We start from the raw sequence: 17741 nt of genomic DNA, 5'->3' as shown, positions 1-17741 counted from the left end.
TCTTAGACTTGGGACATATCGATATTACTTTCTTCTACATTGGAAGAAACCTCATGTACACCATGTAGCTTATTTGGTAATTCTTCGCTCATGTGCAGCTCTTCATTCTGTTCTTTAATAGCACGTTCCACTTCTTCCTTTGTTACTTTATCACCTGTTTTTAACCATTTTGTAACTACTTTGGCCTTATTGCTAAAAGAAAGGAACAAAGGCAACATCAACAAAGTTAGAATGGTCGCAAAGCCAATTCCGTAGGCTATTGCAATTGCCATAGGTTTTAAAAACTGAGCTTGTCGGCTTTTTTCCATAAGTAATGGAGCCAAACCTGCAATTGTTGTAATAGAAGTCAAAAATATGGCTCTAAAACGTGAACGACCTGCTTCATAAATTGCATTGTCAAATTTCATTCCATCCCGTAAATTACTATTGAATTTCCCTATCAACACCAAACCATCATTTACCATAATACCTATCAATGCAATAATTCCAAGCATTGATAATATGTTAATTGGGAAACCGTGAATCCAATGCCCCCAAGCAACAGCAGTTAAACTAAAAGGCACCAAAAGTAACAACATCAATGGCTGACTAAAACTTCTAAAAGTAAAAGCAATCGTCACATAGATTAAAAACAAAACGGTAAGACCAGCAAACTTTAAAGATTTCATAAGTTTGTTCGCCTCCCTATTCTGTCCTTCGTAAGATGCTGAGACAGTAGGATATTTTGACTGAATTTGTGGCATTATTTCCGTTTTAATTTCGGTCATAATATCCGTGGCACTTGTTGTTTCTACATTTTTAATGTCCGCAGAAATACGAATTTCCCTTCTGCCATCTAAATGGTTAATTGCTACATCACCTCTTTCAATAGAGTAATTGGCAATTTCGTTCAGTGGCACTCTATTCCCACTCGGGGTAACAATACGCATTTCATCCAAATCGGTAATAGAAGACCTATTTTCTCTGTTATAGCGTACCCACACCCTAATTTCATCTTGTCCACGCTGAAAGCGCTGTGCCTGCACTCCGAAGAAACCTGCACGTACCTGGCTCATGATACTTCTTAAATTTAGTCCCAAAGCATATGCATTCTCCTTTAGTTCCAAACGTATTTCTTTAATACCAGCTGGGTCATTATCCTCAACATCTTTTAATAAAGAATTGTTTTCCATTACTGATTTTAATTCAGCTTTGGCTGCTTTTAATTCTGTGATATTACTTCCCAGAAGAGCAACGGAAACTGGGCTTCCCCCAAAATTGCCTCCAGAACCATATATAAGACTTTCGACACCAATGATTGGTCCTACCAATTCTTGTAAACGATTGGATACCATATCCGACCGAATAGCATCAGGTCTTTCTTCACCTGGAAGCATATTAATGACAAGTGTAGCAGAAGAAGATCCTGGTCCCAAATTCTTTATCACATTTTCAAACAACTGCTTATCCGTTCCTTGCAAATATTTATCTGTCATTTCTTGATTTACAATTTCGGCCTTATCATAAATCATACTTATAATAGAATCTGTAATTTTTTCATTAGTTCCATTAGGCATGGATAGCTCTACAGCGATTCTATCACTCGCAATTCTTGGAAAAAATGCAGTCCTTATAACACCCCCACCAATCGATCCAAAAGTGAGTACTAAAGCCATCACAAAAAAGGAGAAAGTCAATATTTTATATTTTAGGGCAAACTTTAAGGTTGGGCTATACAATTTATCTCGCATCCAAGCCATTGCATCATCACCAATCTTATTAATAATTCTTAACTTGGAAAACACCTTGGCTATACCCTTTTTTGGTTTATCATCTTGAGCTCTCAATGCTTTTGAATGAGCCAAATGAGCGGGTAATATAATTAATGCTTCAACCAAAGAAACAACCAAAGTAAGTATTACAATTACTGAAACTTCCGAGAAAAATTCTCCTATACGACTATCCAAAAAGAAGAAAATGGAAAACGCCAAAATTGTCGTTATAATTGCAGACACAATTGGTGGGATTACCTCCATAGTACCATCTATTGCCGCCTGCACAGGAGTTTTCCCCTTCTCATAATGTTGATAAATGTTCTCTGCAATTACAATACCATCATCTACCAGAATACCAATTACAATAATCATCCCAAAAAGAGATAATACATTAATGGTAACATTGAACAAGGGTGCAAAAACAAACATTCCCAAGAAAGCTACCGGTAACCCAAAAGCTACCCAAAAAGCCAATCTAGTATTAAGGAAAAGGGACAAAAAGAGAAGCACCAAAATCATCCCTACCACCGCATTTTCTGTTAGCAATTGGGTACGCTGATTTAATACTTTTGATAAATCGTTGACAATACTAAGCTGTACATTATTATATTTTTGATTGAATTCTTCTACATATACCTTTACCTTATCTGCTGCAGAAATTAAATCCTCTGTGTTGGTACTGGTAATGGTAGTGTTTACTGATAAATTGCCATTGAAAAAGGATGCATTGGGCGTTTCGGAAAACCTGTCCCTAACAACAGCTACATCTTTTAATCTTATTGTTCTTCCTGATGCATCTGATCTAATAATTACATTAGACAATTCATCTCCATAATAACTTCTGTTATTAGCCCTAATTAAATACTCCTCAGCACTGGTCTTAATATTACCACCCGTTACCAATATGTTAGCATTTCCTAACGCTTGGGCCACTTCATTAAAAGATACATTATAAGCAAGCAAACTATTCTCGTTTACCGCAATTTCTATTTCCTCTTGGGGGTATCCAGAAATATTTATTTGAGAAATACCATCAATGCCTCTAAGATCATTCTCAATTTGTCTTCCTATTTGTTTTAAGGTAGCCAGAGGAATATCATCACCGCTAATTGCAAAGCTTATGGTTTGCCTCACAGCTTCTAGCTTAGAAACTACTAAAGGCTCCATCCCTGATGGAAATGACGGAACTCTGTCCACGGCATTCTTAACTTGTAAGAGCATAAAATCTATATCTCTTCCTTTTTCTATTTCAACATTTATGCTTCCACTATTTTCCCGAGAAGTAGAAGTAACTCTATCTACGCCAACTAACCCCTTAAGATTATCTTCTATTTGAAGCACAATACCTTCTTCAACCTCTTGCGGAGAAGCTCCTGGATAGGTAATGTTTATTGAAATATTTTTTGATTCTGAAAGTGGAAAAAACGAAGATTTTAATGTGTAAGCACCAACAATACCAAAAATAAAAAATGCAATAATGATAACATTGACAGCTACATGGTACTTGATAAAGTATGATATAATCTTCCTCATTATTTATTCTGTTGCGTTGGACTTTTGCGCTGTGCCTTTTTCATCGAAAATCTTTACCAGCATTCCAGCATATGCTCCTACTACTGGTTTTTCTATTATTGTTATTCCATTTGGCACATCCTTGAGTACAACTTTTTTATCAGAAAAGAAAACAGGTTTTACATCTATTAAATCTAATATAGAATCTCTAACCACAAAAATTTGTTGGCTTTCCAACAACAATCCCCGATCAATTTCAATAGCATTGGTTTCTTCTTTGGCATTAAGGTTAGCTTCCAAATACATACCTTCTTTCAACTCACTACTGGTTACTTCAATAAAAGCAGTGACAGTTTGTGAAGCTTGATCCACCCTACCATTTATACGGGTAACTCTACCTGAATACTCTTTTGTTCTGTCTAAGTTCACCAAATTAACAGCCTCTCCTTTCTTTAATAACTCGCCATGAATTTTACTAACCGCCACTTCCAACTCATAAACTCCAACATTTATATATTCCCCTAATTTTTGTCCAGGACGAACTAAAGTTCCTTCTGTTACCAAGGCTTCTGTAAGAATTCCATTATAAGGAGCGGTAATAGTAAATTTAGAAAGTCGTTGTTCTAAGTTTTTAACATTGTAGTAATTGGTTAAAATTCCTCTTCCAGAAATAAAGTACTGTTCTTTTTCTGATGCCATTTTTGGCAAAGGCGGTGTACTTTTATTAATATCAAAGCCTCTTAAATATTCTTCCCACTTTGGAAAAACTTCGGGATAATCCAAACGCAAGTCTGGCATTATGGAAGTAATTAAATTATAGAGATTACTTTTTGCGGATTGTACACTTGCATAATATTCCGAAGCGTCTATACCAATCAATCTTTCACCAGTTCTGTACTCTTGACCTGCCTTAAATAATTTATTTCCCCTTCTAAAAACACCTTGAACCTCTGCAAACAATTCCATTCGTTGTTTAGCAACAAGGTTACCATTAGCAGTAACTATAATAGGAATAGTCTTATTTACAACTGTATCTACAAAAACCGTTTTAACCACCTTATTTTGGCGTGCAATTGGTTTTCTTTTATTTTTAACGATAAGTCCTGCACCATAAATTGATGCTATAATTAGTAGAACTCCTAGAATTGATAAAATAAGTTTCCTGAGATTCATAAAGGATAGGATAGATTGGTAATAAGATTACAAAACTATCCATTAGTTTAAGCTAGTCTTGTTAAATATATCTTAAATATCCCAGTGCCTTGTAAATAAAAAAGGATGCCATATAGGCATCCTTTTTTCAAAACTAACTAAATTAAAATACTACTAATTGTCATCATCATCGACAAACTTGGTGTCTGCCATTCTTGTTTTGCTAAAATCCATATCCTTAAAATCTAACCTAACATCTTCTTTATCATAATCGAACACCAAAAATTGTTGAGTATTCATCATCTCCAAACTTTTATAAGAATTAAACTTATTATTTTGGATTTGAAGTATTTCTAAGCTTGCCAATTGACCAAATTCCTGTGGAATTTCACCGCCTAAATTATTATTAGCTAAAACCAATTCTTTCAATTGACCCAAATTACCTAATTCAGAAGGTATAGACCCCTCCAATGTATTTTCAAAAAGTCCAAGGCTTTTTAACATGGTAAGCTTACCCAAGGATTCTGGTATTTCTCCTTTTAAATTATTACTAGATAGGTTAAGCACTTTTAAATTTTTTATATCTCCAATACTTTCTGGAATACTTCCATTTAAGAAGTTATTGAAAAGAGAAAGTTCTTCCAAGCTCTTTAAGTTTCCAATTTCATTGGGAATAACACCCTTTAATCGGTTCATTTCTAGCTTAAGAACTTTCAGTTGCCCTAAATCAGATAATTCTTTGGGAAACTCTCCAACCAAATTATTGAATGCCAAATTTAGATGCGATAAATTTTGTAGCTTTTTAATACTCTTTGGGATGGTTCCATTCAAATTATTTCTAAATAAATTTATCTCAACCACATGTCCATCAGCAACCTTAATCCCATACCAGCTTTCAACTGGTTCATTTAGATTCCACTTTTTTATCCATTCACTTCCCTTTGTATAATTATAAAAATCTATGAGAGCCTTTTTTTCCTTGCTAGATACATTTGCAAAGATCATTTGCCCAGAAATAAAAAACAAGATTAGAATAAGTTGTGCTTTTTTCATTTGCTATATATTAATGCTTAGAAAAAAATAATGAATTTCCTACATGCATAGGATTTATCCTACAAATTTAAGATTACAACGGTAAATAGGCAAAAATATTCGTTCAACGGTGGCAAGACTGTTCATTTTTGTTGTGAACTACCAAAAAACTGTGGTTAAAGACTTTAAAATAGATTTGAAACTGTCTTTTTTATGTCAAGCTTTCTAATTCTAATGTGATGCTCTCCCAATTTTTCATTAACTCTTCCAAAGTTTTTTTCTTTTTTTGGTAGCCATCAAAAAAATTAGGCTTGGAAATAGCTGCATCATAATTCATTAAAAGTTCATGGTCTATTTCTCCTATTTCCTTTTCCAAAGATGAAATTTTACTCTCTATTGTGCTGAGCTTGTTCTTCAAAGTTTTTAATGCTTTCGCATCCTGATAACTTGTGTTTTTTGGTTTGTTTTTTTCTTTTTTTTGCTGAATGTCTTCTTTCTTTTCTATTGCTCTAAAATCCTCAACCTTTCTTTGTTCAAGATAAAAATCAATATCTCCTAAATATTCTTTTATTTTTCTATCCTTGAACTCGTATACCTTATTGGTGAGTCCTTGTAAGAAATCCCTATCGTGCGAAACCAATATCAAAGTTCCTTCAAAATTTATTAGAGCTTGCTTTAAAACATTTTTGGATTTTATGTCAAGGTGGTTGGTAGGCTCATCCATAACCAGAACATTAAAAGGCTGTAGTAACATTTTAGCCAATGCCAACCTATTACGCTCACCTCCGGATAACACTTTTACATATTTCTCCACATCATCTCCTCTAAAAAGAAAGGAACCTAAAATATCCCTAACCTTACTTCTATTCTTTTCATTGGCTGCATCTATCATGGTGTCCAATATGGTTTTATTCCCATCTAGATATTCTGCCTGATTTTGTGCAAAATACCCTATCTGGACATTATGTCCCAACTTAAGGTGGCCACCATAATCCAAATCGCCAACCATAATTTTTGCCAGCGTGGATTTTCCCTGGCCATTTTGACCCACAAAAGCCGTTTTACTATCTCTTTCAATAAGTAGGTCTATTCCAGCTAAAACATGCTTATCACCATAACTTTTGGACAACTCTTCCATCTCCACAATTATTTTTCCTGGAGTTACGGAAATTGGAAACCTAAGGTTCATGACACTGTTATCATCCTCATCGACCTCAATACGTTCTATTTTATCCAATTTCTTTATTAGTGATTGTGCCATTGATGCTTTTGTAGACTTAGCCCTGAACTTTTCAATCAACCTTTCTGCTTGTTGTATTTCTTTCTGTTGATTCTTTTGAGCATTAAGTTGCTGCTCTTTCATTTCCGACCTCAACACCAAATATTTTGAATAAGGCTTGTTGTAATCATAGATTCTACCCAAAGAAATTTCTATGGTCCTATTGGTTACATTGTCCAAGAACATTTTATCATGGGATACTATTACCACAGCGCCAGCATAGTTCTTTAAAAACTGCTCTAGCCATATAATAGATTCTATATCCAAATGGTTTGTAGGCTCATCCAACAATAGAACATCGTTATTCTGCAAAAGCAATTTTGCCAGTTCTATACGCATGCGCCAACCACCAGAAAAAGTATCCGTTTTATTATCAAAATCTTCGCGTGAAAAACCAAGTCCTTGCAATATTTTTTCTGTATCCCCTTGATAGTTGTAACCTCCTAAAATCTCATACCTATGGGTAACCTCGCTAACATCTACCATAAGTTGATGATAGATATCACTTTCATAATCTGTTCTTTCTGCCAATTGATGATTAATATCATCCAATTGAAGTTCCAGCTTTTTTATTTCCTCAAAAGCTTGATAAGCTTCCTCTAAAACTGTTCTACCTTGTTCAAAATCTATATCCTGTCTAAGAAACCCTATCTTAACTTCTTTATCCGAAGCAATGACTCCAGTATCTGGAGCACTGTCTTTAGACAGTAATTTTAATAAGGTAGATTTTCCAGCTCCATTTTTTCCAATTAACCCAACTCGGTCTCCAGAATTTAACCTAAATGAAATCTCCTCAAATAAAAACTCACCTCCAAATGAAACGGAAAGGTTATGGATATTCAGCATATTTTGTGACTATTGTTACAATGAAAATTAATGAGAAACTGTAGTTTTGTAAAAACTTTTGCAAATGTTAAAAAAAGGAAGCAAACTCTACAGCATTTTAACAGGAACTTGTCCAAAATGCCAAGAAGAAAGCATGTATTTGGATAACAATCCCTATAATGTTTCCAAACTTTTAAAAATGCACGAGCGTTGTTCTCATTGTAACACAAAATATAAAATTGAACCCTCTTTTTTTTATGGAGCTATGTACGTAAGTTATGGGGTGGGAATTGCCTTTGCAGTAGCTGCATTTATTATTTCCTATTTATTTGTAGGCGCTTCATTAAAAACCTCCTTTATATCCATTGTAACTACCATGGTTGTTTTTATGCCTTTCATTATTAGAATATCCAGAAACATTTGGATTAATTTTTTTATTGGCTATGACCCAGAAGTGAAAAAGGCTTAGGCATTAAAATACTTTTTTGTATACCTTACCACATCCATTTCCTTAGGCAATGCTTCATTGGCCTCTATAAATTTATATAGTTTGTCCGATGCAAGTGGACCTATCATTACTCCCCTTGATCCAAAGCCATTAAGTATATACATATTTTTATATTTTGGATGGCTCCCAACCAAAGGTCTCCTATCTGCTACTGTTGGCCTAATTCCTGCCACATGATTTATCTCCTCATACGCACACTTTAGAAATGTATCCAACTTTTCTAATAACTCTTCTTTTGCTTCTTTGGTAGGTGTATTGGTCTTATCCTTCCATTTATATGTAGCGCCCACTCTATACAAATCATTTCCAAGAGGGATTATAAATACCGAAGATTTAATAACATTATACTCTTTTAAGGCTGGGGCTTTTATTGTGAGTAATTCCCCTTTGGTACCGTTAAGTGGCAAATAATTAAAATAAGGATTCAGCTTTACTCCAAAACCAGTGGCAAAGACAATTTTTCTTGCTTTTATAGATTGATATGAAATATAGCCATTATGAATTTCTAGTTTAGAAAACTGAAAAGATTCATTTTGTAAAGCGTCTTTTCTATTTAAATAGAGTTCATAATTTTCTTTTAATAATTTGGTGTCTATCCTACCAGTTCCCAACACCTCTCCATAACCAAAAGGGGCATTAATATGTATATTTTGATTTGAAACTATATTAGGTGACAAAAATGGTTTTAGATTAACCTTGTCCGATGCTTCAAACCAAAGGTTTTGTTCCTCTATTGAAGCAAAACGCCTTAAAACTGGAACCTTATAATCTAACCTAATTCCTAACTTGTTTTCTATATCCCTATAGAAAGGTTGTGCAAAATCCAATTGTTCTTTTGCATTCCAAACAGCAGTAAATCGTTTTAAAATAACAGGATTATAAAGACCCCCAGCAACAGTAGATGATTTTTGAGAATCATCTGTAATTACCTTAAAAGTCTTTTTATTCTTTTCCAGAGTCTCGCAAAAAGAAACTCCTGCTAAGCCCAATCCTACAACCAAATAATCTAACATTAGGGCAAAAATAAAAAACGCCGCACATTAAGTGCAGCGTTTTCATTTTATAATTGAATTGGAATCAATATAATTTTATGCGTTTTTATTAATAAGCCCACATATCTTGTTCTCTATCCCTGATAGTTTCTTTAATACGTTTAGCTTCTAATAATTGAAACAAAGCATTATCTGCGACATATTCATTTACCTTACGGTCTCCGTGAACATTGTCTTCTCTGTATATAATTGCATTGAACCTTCTTGCATTCAACAACATATCATAAGATATGGGTTGAGCAGAATTTCGTTGGTTAAACACCTTGGCTTCGTGCAAAATTTCCCTTGCACTTGGGTACCATACCCAAAACAATTCTACTTTGGCATCTTCCAAATCCATAGACTCATCATCTATAAAGTTAACATCTGGTGCAACTGGTGCAATACCTAATAATCTATATTTTAATTCTCCTAAACGCTTGTCAAAATACCAAATACCTTTAATATGGTATTCTTCAATGTCAGCAGCAGTTAAATCTCTTTTATTAATATATTCTGCAGAAATTTCTTCACCAGCATTATATTGCTCATATCCATAATCTGTAGTATCTACTTTTTGCAAAGCACCTTTTACATCTTCAAGTGTTCTTTTTTCAGTAAAATAAGAATCCGCATAAACATCTGTTAGTTTACCATTTCTAATGTTCTTCATAAGAACATCATATAATGATCTTCTATCAGATCCTATATCTATAGTATCTGTAGGATAGTATAGCGGAAAATTAACACGCTCATCCAAATCTATGGTTTCCCATAAAGTTTTGGACCAGAGAATATCCCTTTCATCAACATAGGCATATGCTAGAGGAGCATCATTATCGTGAGCAATTTGCTCTTCTGTTTTTACTCCAATCTCTTCTGGTTTTTTGGCATTTAAAATATTTGCCTGTGCCATCATTGACATTGGTAGTAGAGCAACAACTCCAATTAATAAAACATTCTTCCAATTCATTTGTAACTATTTAATTATTTTTACTTAGCTAGATTATTTGCTTTTTAGAGGTATTGCACGCTGGGCACAATACCCGCTAAAAAGCTTTATTTTAATATACTAGTTTGTAATTTCTATAACAACAGGAGATACTTTTTTCAACTTGTAACTTCTATTGTTAGTGATATACGCCTCGACATCAAAAATTTGTACGGCATCACCTCTTTTTGCCCTTCTAAGAGCCGACTTGGCTCTACCATCCAACTTGTTGCCTTTTACAATAACAGTTGGTTGTCCAGGTACTTTAAACTTAAATCCACTTACGGCAAGATTCAAATCAAAATCGAAATCTTCCAATAAGGCTCCAACAGTAGCAATTTCCAGGTTTGTTCTTGGCATTTTTGCACTACCAGACTCTCCTCTAATAGAACCAGCTGGTCTTGGAATATCTTTAATTCTAAACTCAGCAGGAGTAGAGATACGTTGACCATCAGGCAATACACCAGATGCAATAATCTTTACAGTTCTACCTTTTCCAGGGTTCATAACATATTTACTACCACTTCTTTTAGTAAGACCAGGTGCAGATGCAGAAACCTTGTTGTCTGGAATTCCAGGTATGGAAATAGACATTGGGTTAGCAACTCCACGGTATACTACATTCATTTTATCAGCAGCAATTAAAGCAGCATTCGGCTTTGTTATAGTTGCAAATTTTTGAGATACTGGCACTTCTGTACGCTCACCATCTTGCAAGAACACCAAATTTCCTTTTAATTCGTGATCTCCAGGACTACCGGCACTTACCAATAATTTTACTTTACCATCTTCGATAGCAAAATCTTTACCTTCAGTCAATTTTCTACCATCCAAAGTAATGTTTACTTCGTTTGGTCTAGTAGTAGCATCCTTACGACCCAATACAATACTTCCTGTGAACTTTTCACCAGCATAATAAGCTGATTTTTCTTGCTCCAACAAAGTAGTATAGTTGGTCATGGATATTTCACTGGTCAATTGACCTTCCAACATTGCTTTCAACGCATCCTCTTCAGTAGCTTTAATGTCAGCCTGCAATGCAGTCAACTTAGTTAAAGAAGCTATTAAAGGAAATCCTTCATAGTGATAGTTGATCCAATCTTGTTTTGTACCATCTCTCTTCTCTACTTTACCGTTAGCATCACCTGTTTCAAAACGTGTTGAAACTGATGCCTTTACTTCCTTCATCTCTACTGGTAAAATAGCAGATATTTTAGTACGGTAATCTGTGATTCTCTTTAAGAACTCTTGTCCTTCTTTACCAAGATTATCACCTTGAAAGAATTTTTCATCCAAATAATCTGACTTGTCCATTACGGCATAATCTTTTGGATCTTCTACGTCTTTGACCAATTCTGTTTTTAAAGTCTCCAAGTATTTATAGTAGTCTTGCGACAAACCTTTAATTTCTTGTGCTTTTTTGTAAAGAGGACCAAATTTTTCCTCATTCTCAGACGCTTTAGTTTCCAAACCGCTTAAGAAGGCAAGATTACTTTCTTCGGTTTTTCTGTTGGAAGTCTCCATCTTTTCGTTCATAAGACCGAAAGCTGCAAGAACTTCTTTACTCATATTTAATGCCAGCATACATATGAAGACCAAATACATTAAGTTGATCATCTTCTGCCGTGGCCCTTGTTTTCCTGATGCCATGTTTTTCTAATTAGGTTTAATTAATAATTTGATTTGGATTTGTTATTTACTAACACTAATTAGTTTTTACTCATTGCAGACAACATACCACCATAAACTCCATTTAATGAAGAAAGGTTAGTTGCTAAAGATTCCATTTGATCCTTAAGTGCTCCAGCATTTTCTACAACTTCTTCGTTGATAGAAGCTTGTCTACTAGCACTTTCTAATTGTACTTTATATAAGCTATTCAAAGATTCCATTTGAGCTGCCGCTTGAGACATTTCATCAGAATATTTCTTAGTAGATTCCATTGCATCAACTGTAGGTGCAATTCCTTTTGCAGCACCCTCAAAGTTTTTAATACTACTACCTAAGCTGCTCATTAATTCAGCATCAACACCAGCTTCTTTTAATAAGTTATCCAATTTTTTAGATAGCAATCCTTCAGCTTCCTTAGCTTCTTGAGCTTCAGTTTTCTTTTTACCTGAAGATTGTCCACCAGCTAATTCTGGGTATACTAAAGACCAATCTAAGTCTTCATCTATTGGTTCAAATGCACTAATTGCAAAAATAAGAGCTTCTGTAATAAGACCTACTGCTAAAAGAAGACCGCCTGTTAATGGTCCAAATTCCCAGTGTAGGATTTTAAACAATGCACCAATGATAACGACTGATGCTCCAAGGCCATAGGCCATTGCAAATAATTTTTTTGTTGATTTTGACTGTGCCATAATTTAAAATTTAATTTAAGTTTAATGTTAAAAATAATAAGTATTTGGTTAAATTTAAGATAAGGTTTACATTAATTTTTTTATCTGATTCCTTTAGGGTCTTCTTCTCCCATAAAATCCTGCACTGTACGGAATCCTATATAACTTCTTGCAGAATCTTGATATTCATAATCTCTTGTACTTACTTGTAAAAAGTATGCAACATCTTTCCAAGAACCACCTCTAATAACTTTTCTTTCATTATCACCAGATATGGCATTTGGGTTCATTGTTGAAACATATTCATAAGAATTAGGGTCGTAACTAGAGTTTGTCCACTCAGAAACATTCCCTGCCATATTAAATAGGTTATAATCGTTTGGCTCAAATGATTTTGCCTCTACAGTATACAGTGCAGTATCCGCAGCATAATCCCCACGTTGTGGTTTAAAGTTTGCCATAAAGCAACCTGTGTCACTAATTACATAAGGACCACCCCAAGGATAAGTTCCACTTTCAATACCTCCTCTAGCAGCATATTCCCACTCAGCTTCAGTTGGTAATCTAAACTGGTTTACAAACTGCTTGCCTTTATCTTTTTGATCATCATTTTTGAACTTGGTTCTCCAGTTACAAAAAGCTTTGGCCTGTGCCCAAGAAACCCCTACAACAGGATAATCGCTATAAGCATCATGCCAAAAATAATCGTTGTGCATGGGTTCATTATATGAGTACGAGAAATCTCTAATCCAAACTGTTGTGTCAGGATATATTTCTAATTCTTCTTGTCTAATGAAATCTTTTCTACTACCGCTTCTTGAACGAGCAGCAGCTTCAATATCCATCCAACTGTACTTGTATTTTAATTTTGTAACATCTACTGTTCTCTGACCGTTATATGACTCTTCCTCTGGAATATATATTGAGTCCATAATCTCGGCATAATACTCATCTGGATAATCGGATGTATCCCAAACTAAATCTTCATCTGTGTTCAGGGCTCTACCTTCATAATAATTATCTCCCATTCCAGAATAGTTGTCCATCATGTATTTATCATACACAGACATTTTGGTAGTATCGGCATCCTTAAATGCATACTCACCTATACCCCCATCCTCTGGACCTAATCCCAACTCATCTGCTAAGATGGCCAACTTGGTTCTCGTAATAGAATCTTTCACCCATTCTACAAACTGGCGATATTCACTATTGGTGATTTCTGTATCATCCATATAGAACGATCGCACGGTTACAGTTTTGGTCGGAGCGCTCATAACCTTAGCCATGTCTTCTTCAGACTTACCCATGATAAATGCGCCTTGGGGAATGAGTTCCATTCCATAAGGTTTTTCAGGATACCATTTCTTTCCTTTGGCTCCTACGAGTTCCCCTTGTGTTTTAGACCCACAGCTTGTGAGTAAAAAACCAAATGCTATAGATAGTAACAATAGCTTTTTCATACTTTAGGTTAAATTTGGATTATGAGTTTAAATTGTAATCACAATTATTATTCTCTAAAACTAATTTTTGATTAAAATATTGTGCAAGAATATATATCCTTAAAAAATATTTTAATCAATTAAAGCCTTTCTTATAAGCTTTAAACCACCTTTCAGGAATATTTTGATTACATGCATCTAGATAGTCCTGTTCGGTGCATGGTAATAACGCAGGTGAATTTGTTTTATTATGTGAAGTTAAAATAGATGGTACTTCTACCCACCATCTTTCTGTTAAGTGGCTTTTGTAGTATACAAGTTCTTCTGTATCTGTAGGCACTATAAACTTGGTAAAATCTTCATTTTTAGAGTTTGGAAATTCCTCTACACGGTAATTATGTCCTTCAACAAAATACCAGATTATTTGAGCTATCAACTGATAGGTTTGAGGTGTATTCTCTCCCTCATAAATACCAAAGACAGATACCTTATCACTAATCCCTGCATATCTTGCAATGGCACATATTTCCCGTCCATTGAAACCATTTGGAGAAAAGTTACCAGACATGCATATATCACTTGCTCTAACTGCCCTCAAATCTACACTCACCATATGGGCATTCCTAAGTACGGGTTCTGCCAAAGATATGTTGGCAGAAATATCACCCAATCTATAGGCATCAAAAAAGAGGCGTTCCATAAGGTCCACTTCTTCTTGAGCATTAAAATAACTTTGGTAACCAATGTTAGAAAAATTAAAAAGATTATTAGGAGCATCTGTGATAATCTTGCTCATGTAGGAATTTGAAGAAATAAGTTCTTCATCTTGGCCAAAATCGAATCTACTATCAACAGCTACTAAATTTATCATATCCTTAATGCCATCAAAAGCTCTGTAAGCTGGATATGTAATATCTTGGGTTGCACCAATAATAATAGGTATAACTTTTTCTTCTAATAAGCCGGCAACAATTTCTTTTACCACAAAGTAAGTGTCCTCTACACTTTCTCCTTCTTCAATATCCCCCAAATCAACGATAGTGGCATCCCAATTTCCCATCATTAATTTGTAAAACTGCAATCTGATTTCTGAAACATTTAATGGTTCCAGTTTCTTTTCAAAAGCATTTCTAGATTCCAAAACACCCATAATGGCAAAGGATGCATTTGCAAGAACTGGGAGTCCTTTTCTTTCTGTATGTTTATGAATATTGCTTCCCAGTGCTTGGGGCGGTAACAATTCACAATGCGCCAATACTTTATCTGCAACCGGAATCAAAAAATCAAATGCCATAATTACTTTTTAGCCTTTGGTTTTGTCTTTCTTTTTGGAGTTTTCTTTTCTATAAGTTCTTTCGCCTGTTCCAAAGTTACTTTTGCGGCATCAACATCCTTGGAAATCTCAACCTTTATTTTTCCTTTTATAATGTTGTGCCTACCCCATCTGGCCTTTTCTATTCGTATTTTTTCTTCTGGCCACTCCTGTACTAATTTATCAATTTCCTTCTGCTTTTTAGCCTCAATTAGTTCTTCTATATCTTGTTGTGACAGGCTATCAAAATCATATTTTTTGTTCACGTTTATGAACATTCCGTCCCACTTTATAAAAGGGCCAAACCGCCCTACACCTTTGGTGACATCCTTACCTTCGTATGCTGCAACAGGAGCATCTGCTTTTTGCTTTTCTTTAATAAGCTCTATGGCCCTATCCAAATCCACATCGAAAGCACTTTCCCCTTTTTCTAGAGAAACAAATTTTTTCCCAAACCTAACATAGGGACCAAACCTTCCAACGTTAGCTTCAACTTCCTCACCTTCAAACACACCTAGTTTTCTTGGCAAGGTAAAAAGCTCCATGGCATCTTCATATGTTATTGTCTGTAAAGATTGTTCTGGCAATAAACTGGCGAACAAAGGTTTTTCTTCCTCTTCCACTGTTCCAATTTGTACCATGGGTCCAAATCTACCCAACCTTACTGCAACCTGTCTTCCTGTTTTTGGATCAGTTCCCAAAACACGCTCTCCACTAGCTCTTTCTGCGTTTTCTTGAACATCCAATACATTGGGATGAAAATCTTTATAAAATTCGCGCATTACTTTTTGCCAATCTTCACTTCCATCAGCAATCTCATCAAAATCCTCTTCAACTTTCGCTGTAAAGTTGTAATCCAAAATGTTAGCAAAATTAGTTACCAAGAAGTCATTTACAATCATACCAATATCGGTAGGCACTAGCTTGCCCTTTTCCGAACCAATAGTTTCAGATAAGTTCTTTTCCGAAACCGAACCAGACTCCAACACCAATTGCGAATATTTTCTCTCCGCACCTTCAACAGTTCCTTTTTCTACATACCCTCTATTCTGAATTGTAGAAATAGTTGGTGCATAAGTAGAAGGTCTTCCAATACCCAATTCTTCTAATTTCTTTACTAAAGAAGCTTCGGTATATCTATAAGGTGGTCTTGTAAAACGTTCTGTTGCCGTAATATAATTATTGTCCAGAGCATCCCCAATTTTCATTGCCGGAAGCATTCCTTCTTGCTCTTCTGCTAAATCCTCTTCATCTTGGCCTTCCATATATACTTTAAGGAATCCATCAAACTTAATAACCTCACCATTAGCTGCAAACTCTTGAGAATGCGTATTGGCTTTTATTTTTACATTGGTGCGCTCCAACTCAGCATCGCTCATTTGTGATGCCAATGTTCGCTTCCATATTAATTCATATAACTTAGATTGATCACGTTCTAAGGAAACCGACTGTCTTTTCATATCTGTTGGGCGTACAGCCTCATGTGCCTCTTGTGCTCCTTTGGATTTACCAGTAAAGCTCCTAACCTTACTATATTCCTTACCATAATTTTCTTCAATAGCATCCTTTGCCGCATTTATAGCTTCGGGGGAAAGATTTACACTATCCGTTCTCATATAGGTAATAAGTCCCGCTTCATACAAACGTTGGGCAACCTGCATGGTTCTACCCACAGAAAAATAGAGTTTTCTTGCTGCTTCTTGCTGCAAAGTGGATGTTGTAAATGGTGCCGCTGGAGATTTTTTTGCAGGTTTTTTGTCCAAGCTAGAAACTGAAAAATTAGCCTCCAGATTCTGTTGTAAAAACTTTTCTGCTTCTTCTTTTGAGTTGAAATTTTTTCCCAATTTGGCAGAAAACACACTTCCTTCTTTTGTCTTGAATTGTGCTACAACCCTATATGATGCTACGGGTTTAAAAACCTCTATGTCCCTTTCCCTCTCAACAATTAGACGAACAGCCACGGACTGTACCCTACCAGCCGAAAGTCCTGGTTTTATTTTTTTCCAGAGCACTGGAGATAATTGATAACCTACCAATCTATCCAAAACTCTTCTTGCTTGCTGAGCATTTACAAGGTTATAATTTATCTCACGTGGATTCTCTATTGCTTTTTGTATGGCACTTTTCGTAATCGAATTAAAAACAATCCTTTTGGTCTTATCCTTATCCAATTTTAACTCCTCTGCCAAATGCCAAGATATGGCCTCACCCTCTCTATCTTCATCACTTGCAAGCCAAATAGTCTCTGCCTTACTTGCTAAATCTTTTAGTTTCTTAACAAGAGCCTTCTTTTCCTTATCAACAATATATTTAGGGGCAAAATCATTATCTACATCTACACCTAATTCTTTGGATGGAAGGTCCGCAATGTGTCCAAAGCTGGACTCTACTTTAAAATCTTTGCCTAAAAATTTTTCAATGGTTTTTGCCTTTGCGGGCGACTCTACAATTACTAAGTTCTTTGCCATTCATTGGGTTTTGAAGTGACAAAAGTATATCAATTTTTTTATTTTAACCTTTATAATATGGTATTGCATAAAAAAACACCCATCATGATGGGT

The 17741-nt window shown here is 35.1% G+C and carries 12 protein-coding genes; 1 reads left to right on the top strand and 11 read right to left on the bottom strand.

Annotated features, from left to right (window positions below):
• Positions 1-2 precede the first annotated feature (2 nt).
• From AC000W_RS12005 to AC000W_RS11990, 4 genes are all read right to left on the bottom strand, one after another.
• Positions 3-3287 (bottom strand): efflux RND transporter permease subunit, encoded by a 3285-nt coding sequence (locus tag AC000W_RS12005; protein ID WP_474748593.1) that lies wholly within the window; start codon positions 3285-3287, stop codon positions 3-5.
• Positions 3288-3290: 3 nt separating this feature from the next.
• Positions 3291-4439, bottom strand: coding sequence for an efflux RND transporter periplasmic adaptor subunit (locus tag AC000W_RS12000; protein WP_474748592.1), 1149 nt, complete (start codon positions 4437-4439; stop codon positions 3291-3293).
• A 153-nt stretch (positions 4440-4592) separates the two neighbouring features.
• Positions 4593-5471 (bottom strand): leucine-rich repeat domain-containing protein, encoded by an 879-nt coding sequence (locus tag AC000W_RS11995; protein ID WP_474748590.1) that lies wholly within the window; start codon positions 5469-5471, stop codon positions 4593-4595.
• Between the two features lie 190 nt (positions 5472-5661).
• Positions 5662-7575 (bottom strand): ABC-F family ATP-binding cassette domain-containing protein, encoded by a 1914-nt coding sequence (locus tag AC000W_RS11990; RefSeq protein ID WP_474748588.1) that lies wholly within the window; start codon positions 7573-7575, stop codon positions 5662-5664.
• Positions 7576-7639: 64 nt separating this feature from the next.
• On the opposite strand from AC000W_RS11990, the gene AC000W_RS11985 reads away from it, so the two are divergent.
• The gene (locus tag AC000W_RS11985; RefSeq protein WP_474748587.1) at positions 7640-8023 is read left to right on the top strand and encodes a DUF983 domain-containing protein; all 384 of its coding nucleotides are present in this window, start codon (positions 7640-7642) and stop codon (positions 8021-8023) included.
• Here AC000W_RS11985 and AC000W_RS11980 read toward each other — a convergent pair.
• From AC000W_RS11980 to topA, 7 genes are all read right to left on the bottom strand, one after another.
• Entirely contained in the window at positions 8020-9075 is a 1056-nt protein-coding gene (locus AC000W_RS11980) for an NAD(P)/FAD-dependent oxidoreductase (RefSeq protein WP_474748585.1), read from the bottom strand. The two genes, AC000W_RS11985 and AC000W_RS11980, sit on opposite strands and share 4 nt — an antisense overlap.
• Before the next feature lie 88 nt (positions 9076-9163).
• Positions 9164-10066 carry a type IX secretion system ring subunit PorN/GldN gene (porN, locus tag AC000W_RS11975; RefSeq protein ID WP_474748584.1) on the bottom strand — a complete coding sequence of 301 codons (903 nt, stop codon included), beginning with the start codon at positions 10064-10066 and terminating at the stop codon, positions 9164-9166.
• 99 nt (positions 10067-10165) lie between these two features.
• Positions 10166-11734 carry a type IX secretion system motor protein PorM/GldM gene (porM, locus tag AC000W_RS11970; RefSeq protein WP_474748583.1) on the bottom strand — a complete coding sequence of 523 codons (1569 nt, stop codon included), beginning with the start codon at positions 11732-11734 and terminating at the stop codon, positions 10166-10168.
• A gap of 59 nt (positions 11735-11793) precedes the next feature.
• Positions 11794-12447 (bottom strand): type IX secretion system motor protein PorL/GldL, encoded by a 654-nt coding sequence (porL, locus tag AC000W_RS11965; RefSeq protein WP_474748581.1) that lies wholly within the window; start codon positions 12445-12447, stop codon positions 11794-11796.
• Between the two features lie 80 nt (positions 12448-12527).
• Positions 12528-13889 (bottom strand): T9SS ring complex lipoprotein PorK/GldK, encoded by a 1362-nt coding sequence (porK, locus tag AC000W_RS11960; RefSeq protein ID WP_474748580.1) that lies wholly within the window; start codon positions 13887-13889, stop codon positions 12528-12530.
• A gap of 115 nt (positions 13890-14004) precedes the next feature.
• On the bottom strand, positions 14005-15162 hold the full coding sequence (locus AC000W_RS11955) for a formimidoylglutamase (RefSeq protein WP_474748579.1): 1158 nt from the start codon (positions 15160-15162) through the stop codon (positions 14005-14007).
• 2 nt (positions 15163-15164) lie between these two features.
• Positions 15165-17648, bottom strand: coding sequence for a type I DNA topoisomerase (gene topA, locus AC000W_RS11950; RefSeq protein ID WP_474748577.1), 2484 nt, complete (start codon positions 17646-17648; stop codon positions 15165-15167).
• Positions 17649-17741: the final 93 nt, after the last annotated feature.

This window comes from Saonia sp. (genome assembly GCF_056326165.1).
This window is presented reverse-complemented; position numbering and strand designations above follow the sequence as displayed.

Coding starts and splice junctions, on each gene's coding strand:
- porL (WP_474748581.1), bottom strand. CDS start 12,447: ATGGCACAGTCAAAATCAACAAAAAAATTATTTGCAATGGCCTATGGC.
- topA (WP_474748577.1), bottom strand. CDS start 17,648: ATGGCAAAGAACTTAGTAATTGTAGAGTCGCCCGCAAAGGCAAAAACC.
- porK (WP_474748580.1), bottom strand. CDS start 13,889: ATGAAAAAGCTATTGTTACTATCTATAGCATTTGGTTTTTTACTCACA.
- AC000W_RS11955 (WP_474748579.1), bottom strand. CDS start 15,162: ATGGCATTTGATTTTTTGATTCCGGTTGCAGATAAAGTATTGGCGCAT.
- AC000W_RS11990 (WP_474748588.1), bottom strand. CDS start 7,575: ATGCTGAATATCCATAACCTTTCCGTTTCATTTGGAGGTGAGTTTTTA.
- AC000W_RS12005 (WP_474748593.1), bottom strand. CDS start 3,287: ATGAGGAAGATTATATCATACTTTATCAAGTACCATGTAGCTGTCAAT.
- AC000W_RS11985 (WP_474748587.1), top strand. CDS start 7,640: ATGTTAAAAAAAGGAAGCAAACTCTACAGCATTTTAACAGGAACTTGT.
- porM (WP_474748583.1), bottom strand. CDS start 11,734: ATGGCATCAGGAAAACAAGGGCCACGGCAGAAGATGATCAACTTAATG.
- AC000W_RS12000 (WP_474748592.1), bottom strand. CDS start 4,439: ATGAATCTCAGGAAACTTATTTTATCAATTCTAGGAGTTCTACTAATT.
- AC000W_RS11980 (WP_474748585.1), bottom strand. CDS start 9,075: ATGTTAGATTATTTGGTTGTAGGATTGGGCTTAGCAGGAGTTTCTTTT.
- porN (WP_474748584.1), bottom strand. CDS start 10,066: ATGAATTGGAAGAATGTTTTATTAATTGGAGTTGTTGCTCTACTACCA.
- AC000W_RS11995 (WP_474748590.1), bottom strand. CDS start 5,471: ATGAAAAAAGCACAACTTATTCTAATCTTGTTTTTTATTTCTGGGCAA.